This window comes from Phenylobacterium sp. GW821-FHT12F10, assembly GCF_058806695.1.
On sequence record NZ_JBXAPY010000003.1, the window covers coordinates 414,277 to 436,310 of the forward strand.

Here is a 22,034-nt window from a genome sequence, read left to right on the forward strand (position 1 = left end):
GCCGCGCCAGCGTCAATGCGAAGGCCGGCCGCGCGGCCCATTCGACCCCGAATTTACAAAGCCCCGCCAAGCCGCCCCCGCCGACTTGACCACGGTCAAGGTTGCAATGGCCGCGCCATGGCAGACCTATCCTCCGCCAGCGGACCTTCACGCTGCGGTGCATCCCATGCGCAACCGCTTGACAGGAAGGCGCGTTGGAGTCGTCATAAAGCAGTATTGCTGCAACGCACAACGCGAGGCCGCCCATGACTGACCAACCGTTCGCCTACTCCCTCGCCCATGCGGAGCGCGGTTGGTCCTGGTCTGTCTATGACGAGGATGGCGAGACCGTCGCCACCGGCCTCGACCTCAGCCAGTCCGACGCCCAGGCCGCCGTGGAGGACACCATCCGCCGCGCCGCCTCGGAGATGCGCCCCTAGACCCTCACTGTTTCAGATGGACTCATTTGAAACGGCAGGAAGGGTCTAGATTTCAAATGATTAGACCGCGTCGGGCGGCGGAACCGGTATCCACTTCCGCCTGACGTGCTCTAGTTCTTGACGACGCCCGTTTGGGGTCGTTCCTTCGCGGTCATGGCGGCGCACGCGCGTCGCATCCCACCTCCGCGCAAGGACCTCCCTCGCATGCGATCCCAACTTCTGGCGGCCACGGCCGTCGCCCTGCTGGCCTTCGGGCCGGCCGCGGCCCAAGGGGCCAAACCGACTCCGGCCGAGGCCAAGGCCTTCGTCGACAAGGCCGAGGCCGACCTGGCCGCCTTCAACGAATACGCCGCCAAGTCCTCCTGGGTGCGGGCCACCTACATCACCGAGGACACCCAGTGGCTGGAGGCCAAGGCGACGGCCGAGCAGAACACGCTGGCCACCGGCTACGCCAAGCAGGCGGCCCGCTATGACGGGGTGGCCGTCGATCCGGTCACCGCCCGCAAGCTGAAGCTGCTGAAGCTCTATCTGGTGACCCCGGCGCCGGACCGTCCCGGCGCGGCGGCCGAGCTGGCGGCCCTGCAGTCGCGGCTGGATTCCACCTATTCCACCGGCAAGTTCACCTATCAGGGCAAGACCCTGACCCTGAACGACGCCGAGGACATCCTGGCCAAGAGCCGCGACCCGGCCGAGCTGAAGGCCGTCTGGGAGGGCTGGCACTCCATCGCCCCGCCGATGAAGGCCGACTACGCCAAGGCCGTGACCCTCACCAACGAGGGCGCCAAGGGCCTGGGATTCGCCGACACCGGCGCCCTGTGGCGCTCCAACTACGACATGGACCCCGACGCCTTCGCCGCCGAGACCGATCGGCTGTGGACCCAGGTGGAGCCCTTCTACCGCAACCTGCACTGCTATGTGCGGGCCCGGCTGAACGACAAGTACGGCGACGCGGTCCAGCCCCGCACCGGTCCGATCCGCGCCGACCTGACCGGCAACATGTGGGCCCAGTCCTGGGGCAACATCTACGACGTGGTGGCCCCGAAGACCGCCGCCTCCAGCTACAATCTCGACGAGCTGCTGGTGAAGCACGGCTACACGCCGGTGAAGATGACCCAGACCGGCGAGGCCTTCTATTCGTCCCTGGGCTTCGCGCCCCTGCCCAAGACCTTCTGGGAGCGCTCCATGCTCGAGCGGCCCCGGGACCGCGAGGTCACCTGCCACGCCTCGGCCTGGGACCTGAACGACCGCGACGACATCCGCATCAAGGCCTGCCTGAAGGTCAACGCCGAGGACTTCTACACCGTCCACCACGAGCTCGGTCACAACTACTACCAGCGGGCCTATTCGGATCAGCCCTTCCTGTTCAAGGGCTCGGCCAATGACGGCTTCCACGAGGCGGTGGGCGACCTGGCCGGCCTGTCGGCCCTGACGCCGACCTACCTGACCCAGATCGGCCTGCTGGATAAGGCCCCCGGCGCCGAGGAGGACATCCCCTTCCTGCTGAAGATGGCCCTCGACAAGATCGCCTTCCTGCCCTTCGGCCTGATGATCGACAAATGGCGCTGGCAGGTGTTCTCGGGAAAGGTGGACGCGGCCCACTACAACGAGGCCTGGTGGAAGCTGCGCAACCAGTACCAGGGCCTGGCCCCGCCCGGCCCGCGTCCGGCCGACGCCTTCGACCCGGCGGCCAAGTACCATATCGCCGCCAGCGTCCCCTACATGCGCTACTTCCTGGCCTTCAATTACGAGTTCCAGTTCCAGCGCGCGGCCTGCAAGCAGATGGGCTGGAAGGGGCCGCTGCACCGCTGCTCCCTCTATGGCCGCAAGGATGTCGGCGAGAAGCTGAACGCCATGCTGGCCCTCGGCCAGTCCCAGCCCTGGCAGGACACCCTGAAGGTCTATTCCGGCGAGACCCGCACCGACGCCAGCGCGGTGACGGAGTACTTCAAGCCCCTCAACACCTGGCTGATCGCCCAGAACAAGGGCGAGCACTGCGGCTGGTAGGCTGATCCCAGGGGCGGCGCCGCGAGGGGCGAATCCTTGCGGCGCCGTTTACCCTGCGGGGCGCCTCTTTCGTTTACGCTGATCTGCGACAGTCCCCCCAATTCCTGCGATCGGGGGCGTGCCGTGCGCGTGAAACGACAAGACGAGATCAACCGGCCGACCGGCCTGCGGGCCAGGCTCGCGCGTCGCCTGCTGGCCGGGGCCCGGGACGAGAACGGCGCCGCGGCGGTGTTCTTCGCCATTTCGCTGGTCCTGCTGGCCCCGCTGTCCCTGGGCCTGTTCGACATCTACCTGGCCTCCACCCAGCGCAACAATCTGCAGGACGCCCTGGACGCCGCCTCCCTGTTCGCCGCCCGCTCCACCGGCACCACCAGCGCCGCCGTGGACGCCGTGGGCGACGCGGCCCTCGCCGCCAACCTGGTGCTGCCGGCCGGCTCGACCCTGGTGGCCTCCAACTTCACCCTCGTGGGCGAGAAGGTCGTCGGCTACGCCGAGGTCAGCCCGCCGGCCCTGGCGCCGGGCCTCTTCACCCACGGCACGGTGAAGGCCAATTCCGAGGTGGTGCGCTCGCTGGACAAGCTGGAGATCGCGCTGGTCCTCGACAACACCGGTTCGATGGCCGGCACCAAGCTCACCACCCTGAAGTCCGCCGCCAAGAGCCTCGTGGACAAGCTGTCGGCCGCCGCGGCCCGCAGCACCGATCCGACCCCACTGCGCATCGCCCTGGTGCCCTTCTCCATGACCGTGCGGGTGCAGGACACCACCAGCGTCTCGGCCTACAACACCAGCACCCACACCGGCGCGGGCATTCCCAGCTGGATCGACCCCGAGGGCAAGGCCCACGTCGCCGCGGGCTACGACACCTTCAACACCCAGACCGACCGCTTCAAGCTGCTCAAGCAGATGGGCCAGTCCTGGGCTGGCTGCGTGGAGACTCGCCGCCAACCCTATGACATCCAGGAAACCGCCCCGACCACGGCGACCCCGGCCACGATGTTCGTGCCCTATTTCTGGCCCGACGAGCCCGACTACAACGACGGCTACCGGGGCTATGTGAACGACTATATCGACGACGGCAGCTCCGGGTCCTGGGACGTCCGCGAGAAGAATTCGGCCAAGTACACCAACACCCCCAAGAGCGGGACCTGGCAGACCGGCTACTCCTACGGTCCGAACATGGGCTGCAGCCTGCAGCCGATCATCCGCCTGACCTCCAACACCACCACCATCAAGACGGCCATCGACAACATGTCGGCGGTTGGCGACACGAACATTCCGGCCGGGATGGTGTGGGGGTGGCACGCGTTGTCGCCGAACGCGCCCCTGGCCGACGGTTCGGCCTACAACACCCAGCATCTGCGCAAGATCATCATCCTGATGACCGACGGCGAGAACACCATGGGTGACCCGAGCTCCAGCTCGGAGAACAACAAGTCCTACTACAGCGCGCTCGGCTATATCTGGCAGGGCATCCTGGGGATCTTCAGCGGCAACACCACGACCCGTGGCGACAAGATGGACGACCGCCTGGCCGCGCTTTGCACCAACATCAAGGGCAAGGACATCACGGTCTACACGGTCAGGGTGGAGGTCACGAGCGGCTCCTCGAGCCTGCTTCAGACCTGCGCCTCGACGCCGGACAAGTTCTACGACGTCCAGGACGTCTCCCAGCTCAGCGCCGCCTTCGACGCCATCGCCGGCTCGATCGACAACCTGCGGCTCTCAAAATAGAGGCGCCGCTTGAGAAGTGACCGCCGGAGGCCTACCTTAGGTCCCGGCGGGTCTGCTGCGGATCTCGTCGAAGGCAACAAATCCCAGAGACCTTAATTCTCTCTACGGGAGCTGTCCCTGTCCGGGCTCGTGGGCCCGGGCATATGGCGCCCACCTGGTATACCAGGTCCGAGGGGGTTTTAACCGTCCTTCACGGCTCTCGCGGCGCCGCCACCCCTCCGCCCCTACAGGACCCGGGTGAGCGATATCTCCTCCAAGACCGACCTGCGCGGCCGCATGCGCGTCCTGCGCAAGGCCCTGGCGATCGCCGCCCCGGGCGCCGCCGAGCGCGCCGCGGCCCTGCTGCCCCTGGAGCGCCTGCCGGCGTTCGCGGTGTTCAGCGGCTATCACGCCCTGGGCTCGGAGCTCGATCCCAGCCCGTTGATCCGCCGCCTGGCGGCCACCGGCGCCATGCTGGCCCTGCCGGTGGCGCTCAGCCCCGATGCGCCGCTGGCCTTCCGCGCCTGGGATTCCCGCGACGCCCTGGCGCCCGACGCCGTGGGGGTTCCGGCGCCGCCGCCGTCGGCCCCCGGCCTGCACCCCGACCTGGTGATCACCCCGTTGCTGGCCTTCGACCGCGCCGGCGGCCGGCTCGGCCAAGGGGGCGGCCATTTCGACCGCACCCTGGAAGCCCTGCGGGCGGCCAAGCCGGTCTTCGTCCTGGGCCTGGCCTATGCCGGCCAGGAGGTGGAGCAGGTCCCCGCCGAGCCCCACGATCAGAGGCTGGACGCCATCCTCACCGAAACCGGCTATAGAGAGCTGAAGACGACCTAAGGACTTTCAATGCGTTTTGCTTTCTTCGGGGATGTCGTGGGCCGCGCCGGCCGCGACGGGATCGCCGATCACCTGCCCGGCCTGCGCCGCCGGCTGGGCCTCGAATTCGTGATCATCAACGCCGAGAACGCCGCGGCGGGCTTCGGCATCACCGAGAACACGGCCCGCGAGCTGTTCGACGCCGGGGCCGACTGCCTGACGCTGGGCAACCACTCCTTCGACCAGAAGGAGGCCCTGACCTATATCGTGCGCGAACCGCGCCTGATCCGCCCGGTGAACTATCCGCTGTTCGCCGACACGCCCGGCCGCGGCTCCCAGATGTTCGAGACCGACACCGGCAAGCGCATCCTGGTGATCAACGTGCTGGGCCGCATCCACATGGACAGCCTGGACGATCCCTTCGCCGCCGTGGATCGCGAGCTGGAGGCCTGCCCGCTCGGCATGGCCGTGGACGCCGTGGTGGTGGACATGCACGCCGAGATCACCAGCGAGAAGATGGCCATGGGCCACTTCTGCGATGGCCGCGCCAGCCTGGTGGTGGGCACCCACACCCACGTGCCGACCGCCGACTGCCAGATCCTCAACGGCGGCACCGCCTATCAGACCGACGCCGGCGCCTGCGCCGACTATGACAGCGTCATCGGCAACCAGAAGGAAGAGCCCCTGCGGCGCTTCACCACCCGCATCTCGGGCGGCCGCTACAAGCCCGCCGAGGGCCCGGCCACGGTCTGCGGGGTGTTCGTGGAGACCGACGACGCCACGGGCCTGGCCCTGCGGGTCGAACCTATCCGCATCGGCGGCCGGCTATCGGAGACGGTGCCGGTCCTGGACGCGGTGGCCGCCGCGTAGGGCTCAGGCGACCTCGGTCCGTGCGGCCTCGTCCCGCGGGGCGCAGGCCGCCAGGATGGCGGCGATCAGGGCCATGGGCTGGATCGGCTTGGGCTGGACCCCGTCGAAGCCATGGGCCCACAGCTTGGCGTCCTCGCCGGGCATGGCGTCGGCGGTGAGCGCGATCACCGGGATGTCGGCGGGGCCGGCCTCGCCGGCGCGGATGCGGCGCAGGGCCTCGATCCCCGTCATCCGCGGCATGTGAACATCCATCAGCACCAGGTCGAAGGCCTGCTCGCGGAGCATGTCCAGGGCCTCGACCCCGTCATTGGCGGTCTCCAGGCGCGCGCCCACGGCCTCCAGGATGGCGCGGGCCACGGCCTGGTTGATGGGGTTGTCCTCCGCCACCAGGATGCGCACTCCGGTCAGGCCGCCGCCGGGCGCCTCCGGCTCGGCCAGGTCCAGGGCCTCCGCGACGGGCAGCTCCAGCAGGACGCGGAAGATCGAGCCGCGGCCCGGCTCGCTCTCCACGGCGATGGCGCCGCCCATCAGGTCGGTGAGCTGCTTGCAGATGGCCAGGCCCAGGCCCGTGCCGCCGAACCGGCGCGAGGTGGCCGCCTCGGCCTGGGCGAAGGACCGGAACAGGCGGGTCTGCTGGTCCGGCGAGATGCCGATCCCGGTGTCGGAGACCGCGATCTCGAAGCGCGCGCCGCCCTGGGCGGCGATCTGCGGCCGGATCGACAGGCGCACCTCGCCGGCCTCGGTGAACTTCAGCGCGTTGGACACCAGGTTCAGCATGATCTGGCGGATGCGGTTGGGGTCGCCGGCCAGCCAGCGCGGCGCGCCGGGCGCCACCTCGTAGGTGAGCTGCAGGCCGCGCGCATTGGCCACCTCCCGCCACAGGTCGCAGACCCGGGCGCCGACCTCGGTGAGATCGAAGGCGATCGTCTCCAGCTCCAGCTTGCCCGCCTCGATCTTGGAGACGTCTAGGATGTCGTTGAGGATGGCCATCAGACCGTCGCCGGAGCGGATCAGCATCTCCACCTGGCCCGCCTGGCGGTCGTCCAGGCGGGTCTGCTTCAGGGCGTGGGCCATGCCCAGCACCCCGTTCATCGGGGTGCGCAGCTCGTGGCTCATCATGGCCAGGAAGGCCGACTTGGCCTGGCTGGCCTCCACCGCCTCGCGCTGGGCGGTCTCCAGGGCCTGGGCGGCCCGCAGGTTGAGGACGGCGCTGTTGAACACATAGACCACCGCCAGGACCGCGCTCACCGCCAGGGTCAGCAGGGGGATGCCGTGGAAGCCGCCGTCGAAGGTCACCAGGAAGAGCAGGGTCGCGGCCGGTATGCCCCCAAGGATGACCAGGGCCAGCTTGGACCGGAAGGCGAAGCACTGGGCGTGGATCAACTGGCTGGAGAACACGGCCACGGCCACCAGCTGCAGGGCCTGGGACCCGGTGCGCCAGTAGAACACCGCGGCGGTCGACCAGACGGCGCTGACGAACACCATGGTGCCGACATAGGACAGGCGGGCGGGCAGGCTGTTGGGCCGGCCGGCGGCGGGCGCGCGGCTGGCGAACCAGGTCCAGGCCTCGCCGGCGAAGAGGGCGGCGCTCCAGACCAGGGCCGTGGCCAGGCCGAGATTCAGGCCCAGCAGGCCGGCGCTGATGGTCGACATGACCAGGCGCGCCAGGATGGTGGCGCGGGCCTCGGCCGCGACGCGGTCGAGTTCGTCGTTCAGCAGGTGAAGGCCGTTCATTCGCAGCCCCCCTGGCGCCCGGAATGTGCAGCCCTCACCCTGCCACGCAATGGTGAAGTCTTCGTTTTTGGGCGTCACCGTCAGTTTCGGCTCAGCGCGGCCGCGGCCCCGCCGGCGGCCGCGGCAGGGTGGCCAGGGTGAGCCGGCCGTCGCCGTCGGGGTCGAGGATGGCGAAGCGCTTGCCCGCCGCCTTGGCCCACTCCTCGGCGGTGACCTTCCAGTCCAGGTCGGCGTCGGCGCCGCGCACCGGCTGGGGCTCGTTCAGCAGGCCGTAGCGTCCGGCGCCCTCGCGGGGGCTGGCCCCGCGCGGTCCGCCGCCGCGGGGAATGCGGCTGGCCTCGCGCTCCATGCCTGGCGGCGGGCCCCGGCGGCCGCCGGGCGGGCCGCCGCCCTCGCCGGGGAAGCTCATGCGGGTGATCTCCGGGGCGATCCGGGTCTCGTAGGCGCTGTTCTCGAATCCGTCGATGCGGCCGTCGGCGTTGGCGTCCAGCACCTTGAAGAAGGCCATGGCGTCGGCGCGGAACTCGGCCAGGGTCAGGGCGCCGTCATGGTCGGTGTCGGCCCGGGCGAACCAGGCCTCCAGGCCGCCGCCGCCGCGGAAGGGCTCTCCGGCGGGGCTGATGAACAGGCGGCCCATCGCCTCGGGCGGCGGCCCCGGCTGGGCGGCGGCGGGCAGGGCTGTGAGGCTCAAGGCGATCATCAGGGGCAGGCGGCGAGGCATGGCGGATCCCGAAATTCTGGAGGCGCCAAAGGGCCAAGCTCGTGGGGCCGAACTAAGCCCGGGCCTGCAACCTCCCTGCAATCTGAGGGCGGGGCTTGGCCGGGGCGGCGCACCGGGCCATCCTGGGCCACGTCCTCAAGGCCGGAGTTCTCCCCATGCCCCGTTTTCTCGCCCGCGTGCTGATCGCCGCGCTCGGCCTCTGGCTCGCCGCCTCGGTGGTGCCGGGCGTCTCCTATGCGGGATGGCCGGACCTGCTGCTGGCCGCCCTGCTGCTGGGGGTGGTCAACGCCATCGTCCGGCCCATCGTCTTCCTGCTGACCCTGCCGCTCACCATCCTGACGCTCGGCCTGTTCCTGCTGGTGGTGAACGCCGCCATGATCGGGTTGGTGGCCCTGCTGCTGCCGGGCTTCACGGTGGCGGGCCTGGTCCCCGGGATCCTGGCGGCCATCGTCACCGGCCTGGTGAGCTGGGTCGGCCAGATGGCGCTCGGCGACGGCCGGGGCGACTGAGCCGTGGCCACCTTCCTGATCCGTCACAAGGGCGAGCTCGGCGTCGAGTGGGCCTTCATCAAGGCCAAGTCGCCAGGCGCGCTCACCACCGCCTTCCGCGAGATCGAGGTGATCGAGCCCTGGCCGGACTGGGCCACGCCCCAGATGGTCAAGGACGTCGGGGTCTATGACCTGAAGGGCGAGCTGAGCCCCCTGCTGCAGAGGCTCAGGCGCGCCGAATAGCGGCCACGAAAAAGGGCGGAGCCTCGCGGCCCCGCCCTCGATCTTAAGCGCTTGAGGGGCTCGGACTTAGAAGTCCATGCCGCCCATGCCGCCCATGCCGCCACCCATGTCGCCGCCGCCTTGGCCGCCCTTCTTCGGGGCCTCGACGATGGCGGCTTCGGTGGTGATCAGCAGGCCGGCGACCGAGGCCGCGTCCTGCAGGGCGGTGCGGACCACCTTGGCCGGGTCGATGACGCCGGCCGCGACCATGTCCACATATTCTTCGGTCTGGGCGTTGAAGCCGAAGGTCGGGGAGGTGTTCTCCATGACCTTGCCGACCACGATCGAGCCTTCGACGCCGGCGTTTTCGGCGATCTGACGGATCGGGGCCTGCAGGGCGCGGCGCACGATGGCGACGCCGGCTTCCTGGTCGTCGTTGTCACCCTTGAAGCCGTCCAGAGCCTTGGAGGCCTTCAGCAGGGCGACGCCGCCGCCGGGGACGATGCCTTCTTCCACGGCCGCGCGGGTCGCGTTGAGGGCGTCGTCGACGCGGTCCTTCTTTTCCTTCACTTCGACTTCCGTCGAGCCGCCGACGCGGATGACCGCGACGCCGCCGGCCAGCTTGGCCAGACGTTCCTGCAGCTTTTCCTTGTCGTAGTCGCTCGTGGTGTCTTCGATCTGGCGCTTGATCTGGCCGATGCGGCCTTCGATCGCGTCCTTGGCGCCGATGCCGTCGACGATGGTGGTGTCGTCCTTGGTGATCGAGACCTTCTTGGCCTTGCCGAGCATTTCGAGGCCGACGTTCTCGAGCTTGATGCCCAGGTCTTCGCTGATCAGCTCACCGCCGGTCAGGATGGCGATGTCTTCCAGCATGGCCTTGCGGCGATCGCCGAAGCCCGGCGCCTTGACGGCGGCGACGCGGAGACCGCCGCGCAGCTTGTTCACCACCAGGGTGGCCAGGGCTTCGCCCTCGACGTCCTCGGCGATGATCAGCAGGGGACGGCCCGACTGGACCACGGCTTCCAGGACCGGAAGCAGGGGCTGCAGCGAGGTCAGCTTCTTCTCGTAGAGCAGGATCAGAGGCTCTTCGAGTTCGACCTCCATCTTGTCGGCGTTGGTGATGAAGTAGGGCGACAGGTAGCCGCGGTCGAACTGCATGCCTTCGACGACGTCGAGTTCGGTCTCGGCGGTCTTGGCTTCTTCAACCGTGATGACGCCTTCGTTGCCGACCTTGGCCATCGCCTTGGCGATCATCTCGCCGACTTCGGTGTCGCCGTTGGCGGAGATGGTGCCGACCTGGGCGATCTCGGCGTTGGTGGTCACCTTCTTGGAGGAGGCCTTGATCTCGGCCAGGACCTTGGTGACGGCCTTGTCGACGCCGCGCTTCAGGTCCATCGGGTTCATGCCGGCGGCGACCGACTTCAGGCCCTCGACGACGATGGCCTGGGCCAGCACGGTGGCGGTGGTGGTGCCGTCGCCGGCCTTGTCGTTGGTCTTGGAGGCGACTTCGCGGATCAGCTGGGCGCCGAGGTTCTCGAAGCGGTCAGCCAGTTCGATTTCCTTGGCGACCGAGACGCCGTCCTTGGTGGAGCGCGGGGCGCCGAAGGACTTCTCGATGACCACGTTGCGGCCCTTGGGACCCAGGGTCACCTTCACGGCGTTGGCCAGGATGTTGACGCCGCGCAGCATGCGGTCGCGCGCGTCGGAAGCGAAATAGACGTCTTTAGCGGCCATGTTCGTTCAGCTCTTTCAGTGTGTTGTGGGAGGGAGGAGAGCGGAGGAGGTGGTTATTCGACCACGCCCAGAACGTCGCTTTCCTTCATGATCAGGAGGTCCTGACCGTCGATCTTCACTTCGGTGCCCGACCACTTGCCGAACAGGATCTTGTCGCCCGGCTTCACGTCCAGGGGCTGGATCTTGCCGTTGTCGTCACGGGCGCCGGGGCCGACGGCGACGACTTCGCCTTCCTGCGGCTTTTCCTTGGCGGTGTCGGGGATGATGATCCCGCCCTTGGTCTTCTCTTCTTCTTCGACGCGCTTGATCAGCACGCGGTCTCCCAGGGGACGAAACGCCATGTCTTTTTCTCTCCGTTCGGGACGGTTGAATGGATTGCGTCGCAACGAGGGGCCGAGCGTTAGCAGCCGCAGCCCCTGAGTGCTAACGACGGGCGGGACGTAGGGTCGCGGGGCCCCGGAGTCAAGCTTGGCCGGGCCGGAAACAGCCCTTGCGGCGAATCCGCTTGGCCCGCGCGGCGGCGTCCCGCTAAGGGTCTTGGCGAGGGAAGAAACCTAAAGTCCCAGGAGATCATCCATGCGCCTCGCGCTCGCCGCCCTGTCGGCCCTGTCCATCGCGGCCGTGGCCCTGCCCGCCGCAGCCGAAACCTGGAAGCCCTACAGCGCCGTGAGCGAAAAGGGTCTCCAGTGGTCCTATGACACCGACTATTCCTACCGCGACACCGCCAGCGGCATGGTCGTGATCCAGCAAGCCATCGGCAAGGTGGGCGCCAGCCCCCGCGTCGGGCCCTCGGCCCCGGGCGCCGCCGACGGGGTCGGCAGCGTGGTGGCCATCGACTGCAAGGCCAAGGCCCTGATGATCATCGGCTCCTATTCGCCGTCCAAGCCCCTGGCGATCGCCGACACCTGGCGCACCGGCAAACCCGCCAAGGCCGCGAGCGCCGACGACAAGGCCCTGGTGACCGCCGCCTGCGCCGGCGCCGACCAGCTGCCCGCCAAATAGTCCCTTCGGCGGCCCCGCGCGCGGCGCGGGGCTTGCCAAGGCCCCTCCAGGGCCTAGCGTTCTCCGGCGCAACGGGAGACGCAGTCATGCTGGATCATGTGAGCCTGAGGGTGGTCGACCACGCCCGGTCCCAGGCCTTCTACGACGCGGCCCTCAAGCCGCTGGGCCTGACCCGGGTGTTCACCATGGACGTGGGCTCGGGCTATGGCGACAGCCGGCCCTTCTTCTGGATCGGCCTGGGGGAGACCTCGGGCTATTGCCACGTGGCCTTCAGCGCCCCCGACACCGCCACGGTGGACGCCTTCTACGCCGCGGCCATCGCCGCGGGGGCCCGCGACAACGGCCCGCCGGGCCTGCGCCCCCACTACCATCCCAGCTATTACGGCGCCTTCGTCCTCGATCCCGACGGCCACAACATCGAGGCCGTCTGCCACGGGGCCAACCCGGCCATGCCCAGCTGAGCCTCCCGCCACGGTCCGGGAAAGCACGAGCGTATTAAAACGCTTGTTTGATTTGCGGCCCGCGATGGGCCAAAGCTATCGGTCTAGGCTTCAGCGCGGCGAACAGGCCGCGCGACATCCATGGGTCTCGCGCAACGGGGCCGCCAACCAGAACACCGTGGGAGTGACAAAGATGAGCGAGACCAAGGACAAGGCCCAATCCAGCTTCAAGCTGAACCCGATGGACGACCTCAACGACCTGCGGATGTCGGCCAAGGCCCTGCCGCTGCTGGAGCACGTGAAGCGCTTCATCGCCGAGACCGTCCAGCCGATGAGCGTGGAGTTCCACCGCCTCGGCGAGGGCAAGGCCGACATCTGGAGCTACGCGCCCGGCCAGCTGGAATGCCTGGAAAAGGCCAAGGACAAGGCCAAGGCCGAGGGCCTGTGGAACTTCTTCCTGCCCAACGCCGAGACCGGCGAGGGCCTGTCCAACCTCGACTACGCCTATATCGCCGTCGAGCTGGGCAAGAACCCCATGGCGTCCGAGACCATGAACTGCGCCGCGCCGGACACCGGCAACATGGAGGTCCTGGAACGCGTCGGCACCCCTGAGCAGAAGAAGAAGTGGCTGGAGCCCCTGCTGCGCGGCGAGATCCGCTCGGCCTTCGCCATGACCGAGGTGAACGCCGCCTCGTCGGACGCCAAGAACGTCAACACCCGCGCCACCCTGGTGGGCGACGAGTACGTCATCAACGGCGAGAAGCACTACATCTCCGGCGCCGGCGACCCGCGCTGCAAGATCATGATCACCATGGTCCAGACCAGCCCCGACGGCCCGCCCAACCTGCGCCAGTCGCAGATCCTGGTCCCCACCGACGCGCCCGGCGTGAAGATCGTCGGCCCCATGAACGTGTTCGGCGATCCCGACGCGCCGCACGGCCATATGCACATCATCTTCGACAACGTCCGCGTGCCGGCGTCGAACATGCTGCTGGGCGAGGGCCGCGGCTTCGAGATCAGCCAGCTGCGCCTCGGCCCCGGCCGCATCCACCACTGCATGCGCGCCATCGGCCAGGCCGAGAAGGCCCTGGACCTGATGGTCACCCGCGGTCTGTCCCGCGAGGCCTTCGGCAAGCCCCTCGTCCAGCTCGGCGGCAACATCGAGAAGATCAGCCGCGCCCGCATCGACATCGAGGCCATGCGCCTGATGGTGCTCAAGGCCGCCAAGGCCATGGACGTCCTGGGCAACCAGGAAGCCCGCATCTGGATCCACATGGTCAAGGCCATGATCCCCGAGCGGGTCTGCGAGATCATCGACGAAGCCATCCAGATGCACGGCGCCCTCGGCGTCTCGCAGCACACCCCCCTGGCCCGCATGTACACCTCGACGCGGACCCTGCGGATCGCCGACGGCCCCGATGAAGTCCACCACATGGTGGTGGGCCGCAACGAGCTGCGCCAATACCGCGAGATGCCGGCCGACGCGACGTCGGCCGCCGTCTGGCGGAACTAGGACGTCAAGGCGGGGGCTTCGGCCCCCGCCTGTTCTCGCCTAGCCCTTGATGAAGGCCAGCAGGTCCGGGTTGATGATCTCCGCATGGGTCGTGCACATGCCGTGGGGCAGGCCCGGGTAGGTCTTCAGGGTCCCCGCCTTCAGCAGCTTGATCGCCTTCAGGGCCGCGTCGGCGATGGGCACGATCTGGTCGTCCTCGCCGTGCATCACCAGGACCGGGACCGCGATGGCCTTCAGGTCCTCGGTGAAGTCGGTCTCCGAGAAGGCCTTGATGCAGTCGTGATGGGCCTTGGCGCCGCCCATCATCCCCTGGCGCCACCAGTTGTCGATGGCGCCCTCCGACACCTTCGCGCCGGGCCGATTGAAGCCGTAGAAGGGCCCGCTCGGGACGTCACGGTAGAACTGCGCCCGATTGGCCGCCAGGGCGGAGCGGAACCCGTCGAACACCTCGATGGGCAGGCCCTCCGGATTGGCCTCGGTCTTCAGCATGATCGGCGGCACCGCCCCGATCAGCACCGCCTTGGCCACCCGCCCGCCGCCGCCGTACCTGGCCACATAGCGGGCCACCTCGCCGCCGCCGGTGGAGTGCCCGATATGGACCGCCCCCTTGAGGTCCAGGTGGGCCGCCAGCTCGGCCACGTCGGCGGCGTAGGTGTCCATCTCGTTGCCGCTGTCGGTCTGGCTGGAGCGGCCGTGGCCCCGCCGGTCGTGGGCGATCACCCGGTAGCCCTGCGCCAGGAAGAACAGCATCTGCGCGTCCCAGTCGTCAGCGCTCAGCGGCCAGCCGTGATGGAAGACCAGGGGCTGGCCGGCGCCCCAGTCCTTGTAGAAGATCTCGGTGCGGTCGCGGGTGGTGAGGGTCGGCATGTCCTGACTCCGACGGCTGCGGCGGCCCCTGCGGCCCCCGTCCAGGCCCGACTCCTAGACCCGCCACCCCGACCCCGGCGCCGTCAATTGAGCGGACGGCGTTCAACAACGCTTGATTGAATGGAAGTCGGGCAGGTCCCACGCCTTTCCTATTCCCCCTCCCCCGAAACGGCCTGGGGGAGGAACTCGCCCCTCTCGACGGCCCCGCTTGTTCGGGTGTATGGCGACCCTGCTCCCCGAGCCGCCGGGTCGATCCGCCGTCGCGTGATCCCTGGCCTCCCCGCGCCGCGACCGGCGCCGGTTCGAGCACAGCGCCTTCCTCCGGAGGGTGAGCGGGCGGACCCGCACATTCCGCGCACGATGCGCAGCTGTCCGGCGATCGGAGGGGGCCTGTGTCCCCCTCGACGAAGCCGGCGCAACCGGAGGACGACCCCATGAGCGCTCTCGCAGCCCTCTTCATCCTTGTTCTGGCCTTCGTGACGGCCACCCTGTCGGGCGTGTTCGGCATGGCCGGCGGCCTGGTCCTGATGGGAGGCCTGGCCCTGGTCCTTCCCGTCTCGGCGGCCTTCGTCACCCACGGCCTGCTGCAACTGGTCGCCAACGGCTGGCGGGCGATCCTGCATCGCCGGCACGTCAGTTGGCGGATCGTGGCGATCTACGCCCTGGGCTCACTGATCGCCGGCGTCGTGGTCTCGCTGATCGCCATCGCGCCCTCCAAACCCTTCCTCTTCCTGTTCATGGGCCTGCTGCCGGCCCTGCTCTGGCTGCCGCAGGACTGGATCAAGCTGGACGCGGCCCGTCCGGGCCAGGCCCTGCTGTCGGGGATCATGGTCACCGGCGTCAACCTGACGGCCGGGGTGGCGGGGCCCTTGCTGGACATCTTCTTCGTCCGCACCGCCCTGACCCGCCACGTCATCGTCGCCACCAAGGCCGCCACCCAGGTCTTCGCCCACCTGGCCAAGATCATCGTCTATGGCGGGCTGATGCTGCGCACCCATGACGGCGCCGCCATGCCGCCGCTGTGGCTGTTCGCTCTGGCCGTCCCGCTCTCCATGCTGGGCACGGCGGCGGGGGGGCGCATCCTGGACCGGCTCACCGACGTCAACTTCAAGCGCTACACCCGGCTGATCGTGACGGCGGTGGGGATCCTGTACCTGGTCCAGGCCGGCCAGCTCTTCCTGGGCGGCCGATGACCCCAGGCCTGGCGGCCCTGATCCTGGCGGCGGTCCTGGCCACCGCCACCCTTTCGGGCGTCTTCGGCATGGCCGGGGGCATGATCCTGATGGGGGTGCTCACCGCCCTGCTCCCGGTTCCCGCGGCGCTCGCCATCCACGGCCTGGTGCAGATGGCGTCCAACGCCTCGCGGATCGTGCTGCACGTCCGGCATATCGTCTGGAAGGTGGCGGGCTTCTACGCCCTCGGCGCCGTGGCCACGATGGGCGCCTTCACGCTCGTCTCCTACGCGCCGTCCAAGGCGGTGGTCTATCTGGGCCTGGGCCTGCTGCCGATCCTGGTCTGGCTGCCGGAGCGCTACATTCCCCTCGACGCCGCCCGGCCATCCCACGCCGTGCTGGCGGGGATCGCTTCCACCGGCCTGGCGCTCACCTCGGGCATCTCCGGCCCCCTCAACGACATGTTCCTGGTGCGCAGCGTGCTCACCCGCCACCAGGTCCTCTCCACCAAGGCGGCCCTGCAGATGTTCAGCCACCTGTCCAAGGTGCTGTTCTATGGCGGGGCGATCCTGATGGCCGGCGGCGGCGGCTTCACCCCGCCGTGGCTGCTGGTGACGGCCTGCGCCCTGGCGGTCGTCGGCGTCAGCCTGGGGGCCCGGTTGCTGGACCGGCTCACCGACCAGGGTTTCCGCGCCTGGCGGCGGTGGATTTTCACCGCCATCGCGGCGATGTACCTGGTCCAGGCCGCGATCCTGTTTGCGAGGGGTGCATGAAAGTCGATCCGACCCGGGTGATGGAGAACCGCTTCGTGCGGCTGGAGCCCTTCACCGAGGGGCACAAGGAGGACCTGCGGGCCGCCTGCAACGCCGACCCGGCGGTCTGGACCGACCTCTATCCCTATTCCATGGCCGGCGAGCACTTCGACCCCGTCTGGGCGCGGATGAAGACCGACCTGGCCGCGGGCAAGTCCATCCACTGGGCGGTGATGGCGGACGGCCGCTGCATCGGCATCACCTGCTACTCCTCCTACGACCTGCCCAACGCCAGCCTGGAGATCGGCGGCACCTACTACCACCCCGACTATCGCGGCGGGGCGGTGAATCCGGCGGCCAAGCGGCTGATGATGGGCCAGGCCTTCGGCGACGGCGCCCGGCGCGTGGTGTTCCGCGTCGACGCCATCAACGCCCGCTCCCGCGCCGCCGTCCTCAAGCTGGGGGCGCAGTTCGAAGGCATCCTGCGCCAGGATCGCGTCACCTGGACCGGCCGGGTGCGGGACACCTGCATCTTCTCGGTGCTGAAGGACGAATGGCCAGCTATCCGTGACGGCTTGGACGCCCGGCTGGCGGGGTTCGAGGCCTAACCAGCTTCCCCCACGCATGTGGGGGAAGTGTCACAAGGCTTGGCGCAGCCAAGACGCGTGACGATGGGGGTGAGAATCTCCAACGCACTGCGCTTCAGACACGCACCCCCATCGACCCTCCAGCCAAGAGGCTGTCGGCCCACTTCCCCCACAAGTGGGGGAAGCTGTTAGGCGCTGGCCGCCGTGCGTTCCTGCGCCTCGGGGAAGAACACCTCGGCGGCGTGCTTGGCCACGTCCTGGGCGGTGTAGGGCTTGCCCGGATTGAAGCCGTCGGTCTGCAGCATCTTGATCTCGCGCACGCCCCGCGAGGAGACCCCCAGCACCTTGCCCGTATGGTCGGCGGCGAGGTCGGAGACCATGTAGAGCACGCCCGGTGCGATGTTCTCGGGCAGGCTCATGGGATCGGGCTCCTTGCCCTGGCGGCCGGGCAGGTCCGAGGTCATGCGGGTGAAGGCGCCGGGCGCGAGCGCCATGACCCGGATGCCGTACTTGCGCCCCTCGATGGAGAGCACGCGCATGAAGCCGTAGATCCCGGCCTTGGCCGCCCCGTAATTGGACTGGCCGAAATTGCCGTAGAGGCCCGAGGTGGAGCTGGTCATGACGATGACCCCGGGCTTGCCGTTGTCCTTCATCCACTTCCACACGGGCATGGTGCAGCAATAGGTGCCCTTCAGGTGCACCTTCACCACCAGGTCCCAATCGGCCTCGGAGGTGTTGGCGAAGGTCTTGTCGCGCAGGATGCCGGCGTTGCAGACCAGGATGTCGATCTGGCCGAAGTTATCCAGCGCGGTCTTGGCGATGTTCTCGCCGCCTTCCATGGTGGAGACGTCGTCGGCGTTGGCCACGGCCTTGCCGCCGGCGGCGATGATCTCGTCCACCACCTTCTGCGCCGCGGCGCTGGTGCCCGATCCGGAGCCGTCGCGGCTGCCCCCCAGGTCGTTCACGACGACGCTGGCGCCCTCCTTGGCGAACAGCTTGGCGTAGGCCTCGCCCAGACCGCCGCCCGCGCCCGTGACAATCGCCACCTTCCCATCCAGAAGTCCCATGGTCGTTCTCCCTATGACTAAATTTTCGCCCATCATCGAACCGCGCCGGGCGCCTGACAAGCATTGACCGGCGCCGGGCGCTTGGCGTTCTTGGCGCAAAGCCTGTCCTGGGGGGACGCGACATGATCCGAGCATTCTGCGCCGCGGCGTTCAGCCTCCTGGCCACCGCCGCCCTGGCCGACGAGCCCGCCGCCCGTATCGCGCCGTCGCTCGCCGCCCACACCGCCGAGTTCGCGCCGGCCAAGGTCTATGAGCCCGCGCCGGGCGTCTTCTCCGCCGTCGGCTACGGCATCGCCAATTCGATCATGGTGGTGGGCCGGAGCGGGGTGGTGATCATCGACACCACCGACAGCCTCGACGAGGCCCGGAAGGTCTGGGCGGAGTTCGCGCCCCGCGCCGGCGGCAAGCCGGTCGTGGCCATCATCTACACCCACAACCACAACGACCACATCAGCGGGGCCTCGGCCTTCCCGCTGGCCAAGGGCGGCAAGGTCATCGCCCAGGCGACCCTGCTGCGGGAGGCCGCCAAGTGGAACGGCGTGGCCGCCCCCTCCATCGCCGCTCGGGCGGCGCGCATGTACGGGGTCTTCCTGCCCAAGGGGACGCCGGATGGTTTCGTCAGCGTCGGCATCGGGCCGTTCCTCTCGGCCTTTTCCGGCGGCGGGGCGGGGGGCTTCCTCACCCCCAACCTGACCTTCGACCAGACACTGTCCATCAAGCTCGGCGGCGAACAGTTCGTCCTGCAGCATGCGCCCGGCGAGACCGAGGACCAGCTGTTCGTCTGGATGCCGGAGCGCCGCGTGCTGTTCCCCGGCGACAACATCTACAAGGCCTTCCCCAACCTCTACACGATCCGCGGCACCAGCTACCGCGACCCGGTCCAGTGGGTGGCGTCCCTCGACCGCATGCGCGCCCTGCACGCCCAGGTGCTCGTGCCCTCCCACACCCGGCCCATCGTCGGCGCCGAGGCGATCGCCGCGACGCTCACCGACTACCGGGACGCCATCGCCTTCACCCACGACCAGACTGTCCGCTGGATGAACCAGGGCCTGACCCCCGACGAGATCGTCGAGAAGGTGAAGCTGCCGGCCCGCCTGGCCGCCAACCCCTTCCTGTTCGAGCACTACGGCACGGTGGAGTGGTCGGTGCGCTCGATCTTCGCTGGCTATATGGGCTGGTTCAGCGGCGACGCCGCCGAGCTCTCCAGGGACGCCCCGGACCTCCGCGCCCAGGAGATCACCGACCTGGCCGGCGGCCCCGCCGCCGCCCTGGCCAAGGCCGAGGCGGCCTATGCGGCGGGCCGGTGGAAGTGGTCGGCGGAGCTGGCCGCCTATGTCGGCCGCGCCGATCCGTCACTGAAAGCCCAGGCCGACGCCCTGGAGGCCAAGTCGTTGCGCCAGCTCGGCTTCGACAGCGTCTCCCCCAACGGCCGCAACTACTATCTCGAACAGGCCGCCGAACTGTCGGGCAAGGCCCCGAACTGGAAGACCATCATCGGCGCCCGCCAGGGCGGCGCCCAGGCCCAGGGCCTGCCCGCCAGCGCCATCGTCGCCACCTTCCCGGTGCGCCTGAACGCCGAGAAGGCCGCCCAGAGTCACGCAAGCCTGGCCCTGAAGCTCGGCCCCGACGGCGACTGGACCATCCGGGTCCGCACCGGCGTCGCCGAGACCGCCCCGGGCGTCGCCCCGGACGCGGCCGTGGCGCTCTCGGGCTCGAAGGCCGATCTCGTCGCCGCCATGGCCTCGCCGGCGGCGATGCAGGCTGCGCTCACCTCCGGCAAACTCAAGCTGGAGAAGGGAAGCCCCGCCGACCTCGCGGCCTTCCTGGACCTGTTCCGGGGGTGATAACGAAGATGCTCCCCTCCTGGGGGAGCTGGCGCGAAGCGCCTGAGGGGGACTTTGACTCTCGTTTGCTGAGCTCGGGGTCGCCTACGGCGATCCCCCTCCGACCCGGACCTGCGGTCCGCGCCACCTCCCCCACATCGCGCTGCGCGCTGGGGGAGGATCTTGCTTCAGCGCACCCGCTCATACGTCCAGTGCTCGCGGCGCATCTGGCCGCCGACGGTCCCCTCGATCCCCGCGCACAGCTTCTCGCCGCAGCGGCGGTACATGACCCGCTGCGGGAAATCGTGGCCCTTGTTCTCGAACACCGCGCTGCCGGGATCGCTGGGCACGGCCACGAAGGGGGTCGGGAGCTGGCCGTCCACATAGGCGGTGAAGGTCAGGCCCGACGGTCCGACGGTGATGGTCATGAACTCGCTGCGAGCCGGCTTGCCCGGCGCATTGGTCTGGGCCGCGCCGGTGAGCGCGCCGCCCTCGGGCGCCAGCCAGGTCTCCCGCGTGACGACGCCTTCGGCCTCGTGGCGCCAGGACCCGGTCATCCAGGTCAGGTCGGCCGGCGCGGCGACCACGGCGGCGGCCAGCAGGGCCAGGATCATGTCGTCTCACCTTTTTTCCGCCGCGCCCGGAAAAAGCCCTTCAGCATCGCCGAGCTCTCCTCGGCCAGCACCCCGCCGGTCACGGTGGGCCGCCAGTGGCAGGTCGCCTGCTCGAAGAACCGGGGGCCGTGGACCACCGCCCCGCCCTTGGGATCCTCGGCGCCGAACACCACCCGGCCGATGCGGGCGTGGCTGATGGCCCCGGCGCACATAGCGCAGGGCTCCAGGGTCACCACCAGGGTGAGCCCCGTGAGCCGGTAGTTGCCGCGCTTTTCCGCCGCCGCCCGCAGGGCCACGATCTCGGCGTGGGCGGTGGGATCGTGGGCGCCGATGGGCTGGTTGGCGCCGGTGGCGATCACCTCGCCGGTGGCCGGATCCACCACCACGGCGCCCACCGGGGTCTCGCCGGCGTCGGCTGCGGCTTGCGCCGCTTCGAGCGCGATGCGCATGGTGCGAAAATCATGGTCCACGATCCCCAAGACACCCAGGACGGCCCCCAAGGTCAAGGCGGCGAACGCATCGCCAAGGCCATGGCGCGGGCCGGCGTCGCCTCGCGCCGCGAGGTCGAGCGGCTGATCGAGGCCGGCCGCGTCTTCGTCAACGGCGTGCAGGTGACGACCCCGGCCACCAAGGTCGAGCCCGACGACGTGCTCACCGTCGACGGCGCCCTGGTCCAGGCCGCCGAGCCCGCCCGCCTGTTCCGCTATCACAAGCCCGTCGGCCTGGTGACCAGCCACAAGGATCCGCAGGGCCGCCCGACGGTGTTCGACGCCCTGCCCAAGACCCTGCCGCGCCTGATCTCGGTGGGCCGTCTCGACCTCAACTCCGAGGGCCTGCTGCTGCTCACCAATGACGGGGAGTTGGCGCGCGCCCTGGAGCTGCCGGCCAGCGCCATCGTGCGCCGCTACCGGGCCCGCGCCCGGGGCCGCGTCACCCAGGAAAAGCTCGACAGCCTGAAGAACGGCGTCACCGTCGAGGGCGTCAGCTACGGCCCCATCGAGGCCCATCTCGACAAGGCCAAGGAAGGTCCCCAGGGCGCCAACGTCTGGATCACCGTCACCCTGGCCGAGGGCAAGAACCGCGAGGTCCGCCGCGTGCTGGAGGCGCTCGGCCTGACGGTCAACCGCCTGATCCGCATGTCCTATGGCCCCCTGGCGCTCGGGACCCTGGGTGTGGGCGAGCTCGAGGAGGTGGGGCCCCGCGTGATCCGCGAGCAGTTCGCCGACCATATCCCGCCGGGAAACCTGCCCACCGCCGACCGGGCCCAGTTCTCCAAGCCCATCGCCACCCGCGCCGGCGGCGACGTCCCGCGCCGGGGCCGCACCGCGCCGGGCGCCGGCGCCGGTCCCGACGACGGCATGCCCAAGGCCAAGGCGGTCTACAAGGCCGGCTGGGCCAAGCCCAAGATCGCCCCCAGCCCGCACCCCAAGCGCAAGGCCAAGGCCAAGCCCGCCGCGCCGGAGGGCCAGGTCCGCCCCACCG

22 protein-coding genes, 1 other RNA gene and 1 pseudogene are annotated in these 22,034 nt (G+C 69.3%); 16 read left to right on the forward strand and 8 right to left on the reverse strand.

The window, feature by feature from the left end:
- The first annotated feature begins 245 nt into the window (after positions 1 to 245).
- From AC1RN5_RS18125 to AC1RN5_RS18150, 6 genes are all read left to right on the forward strand, one after another.
- Positions 246 to 419 carry a hypothetical protein gene (locus AC1RN5_RS18125; protein ID WP_493042596.1) on the forward strand — a complete coding sequence of 58 codons (174 nt, stop codon included), beginning with the start codon at positions 246 to 248 and terminating at the stop codon, positions 417 to 419.
- 204 nt (positions 420 to 623) lie between these two features.
- Complete coding sequence (locus AC1RN5_RS18130) at positions 624 to 2,423, forward strand: M2 family metallopeptidase (protein WP_493042597.1); 1,800 nt, start codon at positions 624 to 626, stop codon at positions 2,421 to 2,423.
- Between the two features lie 129 nt (positions 2,424 to 2,552).
- A complete protein-coding gene (locus AC1RN5_RS18135) occupies positions 2,553 to 4,154 on the forward strand; it encodes a TadE/TadG family type IV pilus assembly protein (RefSeq protein WP_493042599.1) in 1,602 nt (533 codons plus the stop codon).
- A gap of 49 nt (positions 4,155 to 4,203) precedes the next feature.
- A non-coding RNA gene (gene ssrS / locus AC1RN5_RS18140) (6S RNA) lies at positions 4,204 to 4,366 on the forward strand.
- 25 nt (positions 4,367 to 4,391) lie between these two features.
- A complete protein-coding gene (locus AC1RN5_RS18145) occupies positions 4,392 to 4,967 on the forward strand; it encodes a 5-formyltetrahydrofolate cyclo-ligase (protein WP_493042601.1) in 576 nt (191 codons plus the stop codon).
- 9 nt (positions 4,968 to 4,976) lie between these two features.
- The gene (locus AC1RN5_RS18150) at positions 4,977 to 5,816 is read left to right on the forward strand and encodes a TIGR00282 family metallophosphoesterase (RefSeq protein ID WP_493042604.1); all 840 of its coding nucleotides are present in this window, start codon (positions 4,977 to 4,979) and stop codon (positions 5,814 to 5,816) included.
- 3 nt (positions 5,817 to 5,819) lie between these two features.
- Here the strand turns inward: AC1RN5_RS18150 and AC1RN5_RS18155 are convergent, their stop codons facing one another.
- Both AC1RN5_RS18155 and AC1RN5_RS18160 read right to left on the reverse strand, forming a co-directional pair.
- Positions 5,820 to 7,550: an ATP-binding protein gene (locus AC1RN5_RS18155; RefSeq protein ID WP_493042606.1), complete on the reverse strand. Its 1,731-nt coding sequence runs from the start codon at positions 7,548 to 7,550 to the stop codon at positions 5,820 to 5,822.
- 91 nt (positions 7,551 to 7,641) lie between these two features.
- Positions 7,642 to 8,271, reverse strand: a complete 630-nt coding sequence (locus AC1RN5_RS18160; protein WP_493042608.1) for an EF-hand domain-containing protein — start codon at positions 8,269 to 8,271, stop codon at positions 7,642 to 7,644.
- A 155-nt stretch (positions 8,272 to 8,426) separates the two neighbouring features.
- On the opposite strand from AC1RN5_RS18160, the gene AC1RN5_RS18165 reads away from it, so the two are divergent.
- Both AC1RN5_RS18165 and AC1RN5_RS18170 read left to right on the forward strand, forming a co-directional pair.
- Positions 8,427 to 8,780, forward strand: coding sequence for a phage holin family protein (locus tag AC1RN5_RS18165; RefSeq protein ID WP_493042609.1), 354 nt, complete (start codon positions 8,427 to 8,429; stop codon positions 8,778 to 8,780).
- Positions 8,781 to 8,783: 3 nt separating this feature from the next.
- On the forward strand, positions 8,784 to 9,002 hold the full coding sequence (locus AC1RN5_RS18170) for a hypothetical protein (RefSeq protein ID WP_493042611.1): 219 nt from the start codon (positions 8,784 to 8,786) through the stop codon (positions 9,000 to 9,002).
- A 66-nt stretch (positions 9,003 to 9,068) separates the two neighbouring features.
- Here the strand turns inward: AC1RN5_RS18170 and groL are convergent, their stop codons facing one another.
- Entirely contained in the window at positions 9,069 to 10,715 is a 1,647-nt protein-coding gene (gene groL, locus AC1RN5_RS18175; RefSeq protein ID WP_493042613.1) for a chaperonin GroEL, read from the reverse strand.
- Positions 10,716 to 10,768: 53 nt separating this feature from the next.
- On the reverse strand, positions 10,769 to 11,056 hold the full coding sequence (gene groES / locus AC1RN5_RS18180) for a co-chaperone GroES (RefSeq protein WP_421934063.1): 288 nt from the start codon (positions 11,054 to 11,056) through the stop codon (positions 10,769 to 10,771).
- Between the two features lie 235 nt (positions 11,057 to 11,291).
- Between groES and AC1RN5_RS18185 the strand changes: the two genes are divergently transcribed.
- The 3 genes from AC1RN5_RS18185 (at position 11,292) to AC1RN5_RS18195 (ending at position 13,670) form a co-directional block, all read left to right on the forward strand.
- Positions 11,292 to 11,717 (forward strand): hypothetical protein, encoded by a 426-nt coding sequence (locus AC1RN5_RS18185; protein ID WP_493042614.1) that lies wholly within the window; start codon positions 11,292 to 11,294, stop codon positions 11,715 to 11,717.
- Positions 11,718 to 11,803: 86 nt separating this feature from the next.
- Positions 11,804 to 12,178, forward strand: coding sequence for a VOC family protein (locus AC1RN5_RS18190; RefSeq protein ID WP_493042616.1), 375 nt, complete (start codon positions 11,804 to 11,806; stop codon positions 12,176 to 12,178).
- Between the two features lie 172 nt (positions 12,179 to 12,350).
- The gene (locus tag AC1RN5_RS18195) at positions 12,351 to 13,670 is read left to right on the forward strand and encodes an acyl-CoA dehydrogenase family protein (RefSeq protein WP_493042618.1); all 1,320 of its coding nucleotides are present in this window, start codon (positions 12,351 to 12,353) and stop codon (positions 13,668 to 13,670) included.
- Between the two features lie 39 nt (positions 13,671 to 13,709).
- Here AC1RN5_RS18195 and AC1RN5_RS18200 read toward each other — a convergent pair whose 3' ends face one another.
- Positions 13,710 to 14,537 (reverse strand): alpha/beta fold hydrolase, encoded by an 828-nt coding sequence (locus tag AC1RN5_RS18200; protein ID WP_493042620.1) that lies wholly within the window; start codon positions 14,535 to 14,537, stop codon positions 13,710 to 13,712.
- 434 nt (positions 14,538 to 14,971) lie between these two features.
- Between AC1RN5_RS18200 and AC1RN5_RS18205 the strand changes: the two genes are divergently transcribed.
- The 3 genes from AC1RN5_RS18205 to AC1RN5_RS18215 are packed head-to-tail and all read left to right on the forward strand — an operon-like array spanning position 14,972 to position 17,069.
- Positions 14,972 to 15,730, forward strand: a complete 759-nt coding sequence (locus tag AC1RN5_RS18205; protein ID WP_493042622.1) for a TSUP family transporter — start codon at positions 14,972 to 14,974, stop codon at positions 15,728 to 15,730.
- Entirely contained in the window at positions 15,727 to 16,482 is a 756-nt protein-coding gene (locus tag AC1RN5_RS18210) for a TSUP family transporter (RefSeq protein WP_493042624.1), read from the forward strand. Before AC1RN5_RS18205 ends, AC1RN5_RS18210 begins: the two co-directional genes overlap by 4 nt.
- A complete protein-coding gene (locus tag AC1RN5_RS18215; RefSeq protein WP_493042626.1) occupies positions 16,479 to 17,069 on the forward strand; it encodes a GNAT family N-acetyltransferase in 591 nt (196 codons plus the stop codon). The genes AC1RN5_RS18210 and AC1RN5_RS18215 overlap by 4 nt, the downstream gene beginning before the upstream one ends.
- A gap of 167 nt (positions 17,070 to 17,236) precedes the next feature.
- On the opposite strand, the gene AC1RN5_RS18220 is transcribed toward AC1RN5_RS18215, so the two are convergent.
- Positions 17,237 to 18,094, reverse strand: a complete 858-nt coding sequence (locus AC1RN5_RS18220) for an SDR family NAD(P)-dependent oxidoreductase (protein WP_493042627.1) — start codon at positions 18,092 to 18,094, stop codon at positions 17,237 to 17,239.
- Positions 18,095 to 18,237: 143 nt separating this feature from the next.
- Here AC1RN5_RS18220 and AC1RN5_RS18225 point away from each other — a divergent pair, with 143 nt between their 5' ends.
- On the forward strand, positions 18,238 to 19,959 hold the full coding sequence (locus AC1RN5_RS18225) for an alkyl sulfatase dimerization domain-containing protein (RefSeq protein ID WP_493042629.1): 1,722 nt from the start codon (positions 18,238 to 18,240) through the stop codon (positions 19,957 to 19,959).
- Positions 19,960 to 20,126: 167 nt separating this feature from the next.
- Here the strand turns inward: AC1RN5_RS18225 and AC1RN5_RS18230 are convergent, their stop codons facing one another.
- Positions 20,127 to 20,552 carry a DUF6265 family protein gene (locus AC1RN5_RS18230; protein WP_493042631.1) on the reverse strand — a complete coding sequence of 142 codons (426 nt, stop codon included), beginning with the start codon at positions 20,550 to 20,552 and terminating at the stop codon, positions 20,127 to 20,129.
- Positions 20,549 to 21,001: a tRNA adenosine(34) deaminase TadA gene (tadA, locus tag AC1RN5_RS18235; protein WP_493042632.1), complete on the reverse strand. Its 453-nt coding sequence runs from the start codon at positions 20,999 to 21,001 to the stop codon at positions 20,549 to 20,551. Before tadA ends, AC1RN5_RS18230 begins: the two co-directional genes overlap by 4 nt.
- 81 nt (positions 21,002 to 21,082) lie before the next feature.
- On the opposite strand from tadA, the pseudogene AC1RN5_RS18240 reads away from it, so the two are divergent.
- Positions 21,083 to 21,685, forward strand: a pseudogene (locus tag AC1RN5_RS18240) (pseudouridine synthase); the annotation flags it as partial.
- Between the last annotated feature and the right edge of the window lie 349 nt (positions 21,686 to 22,034).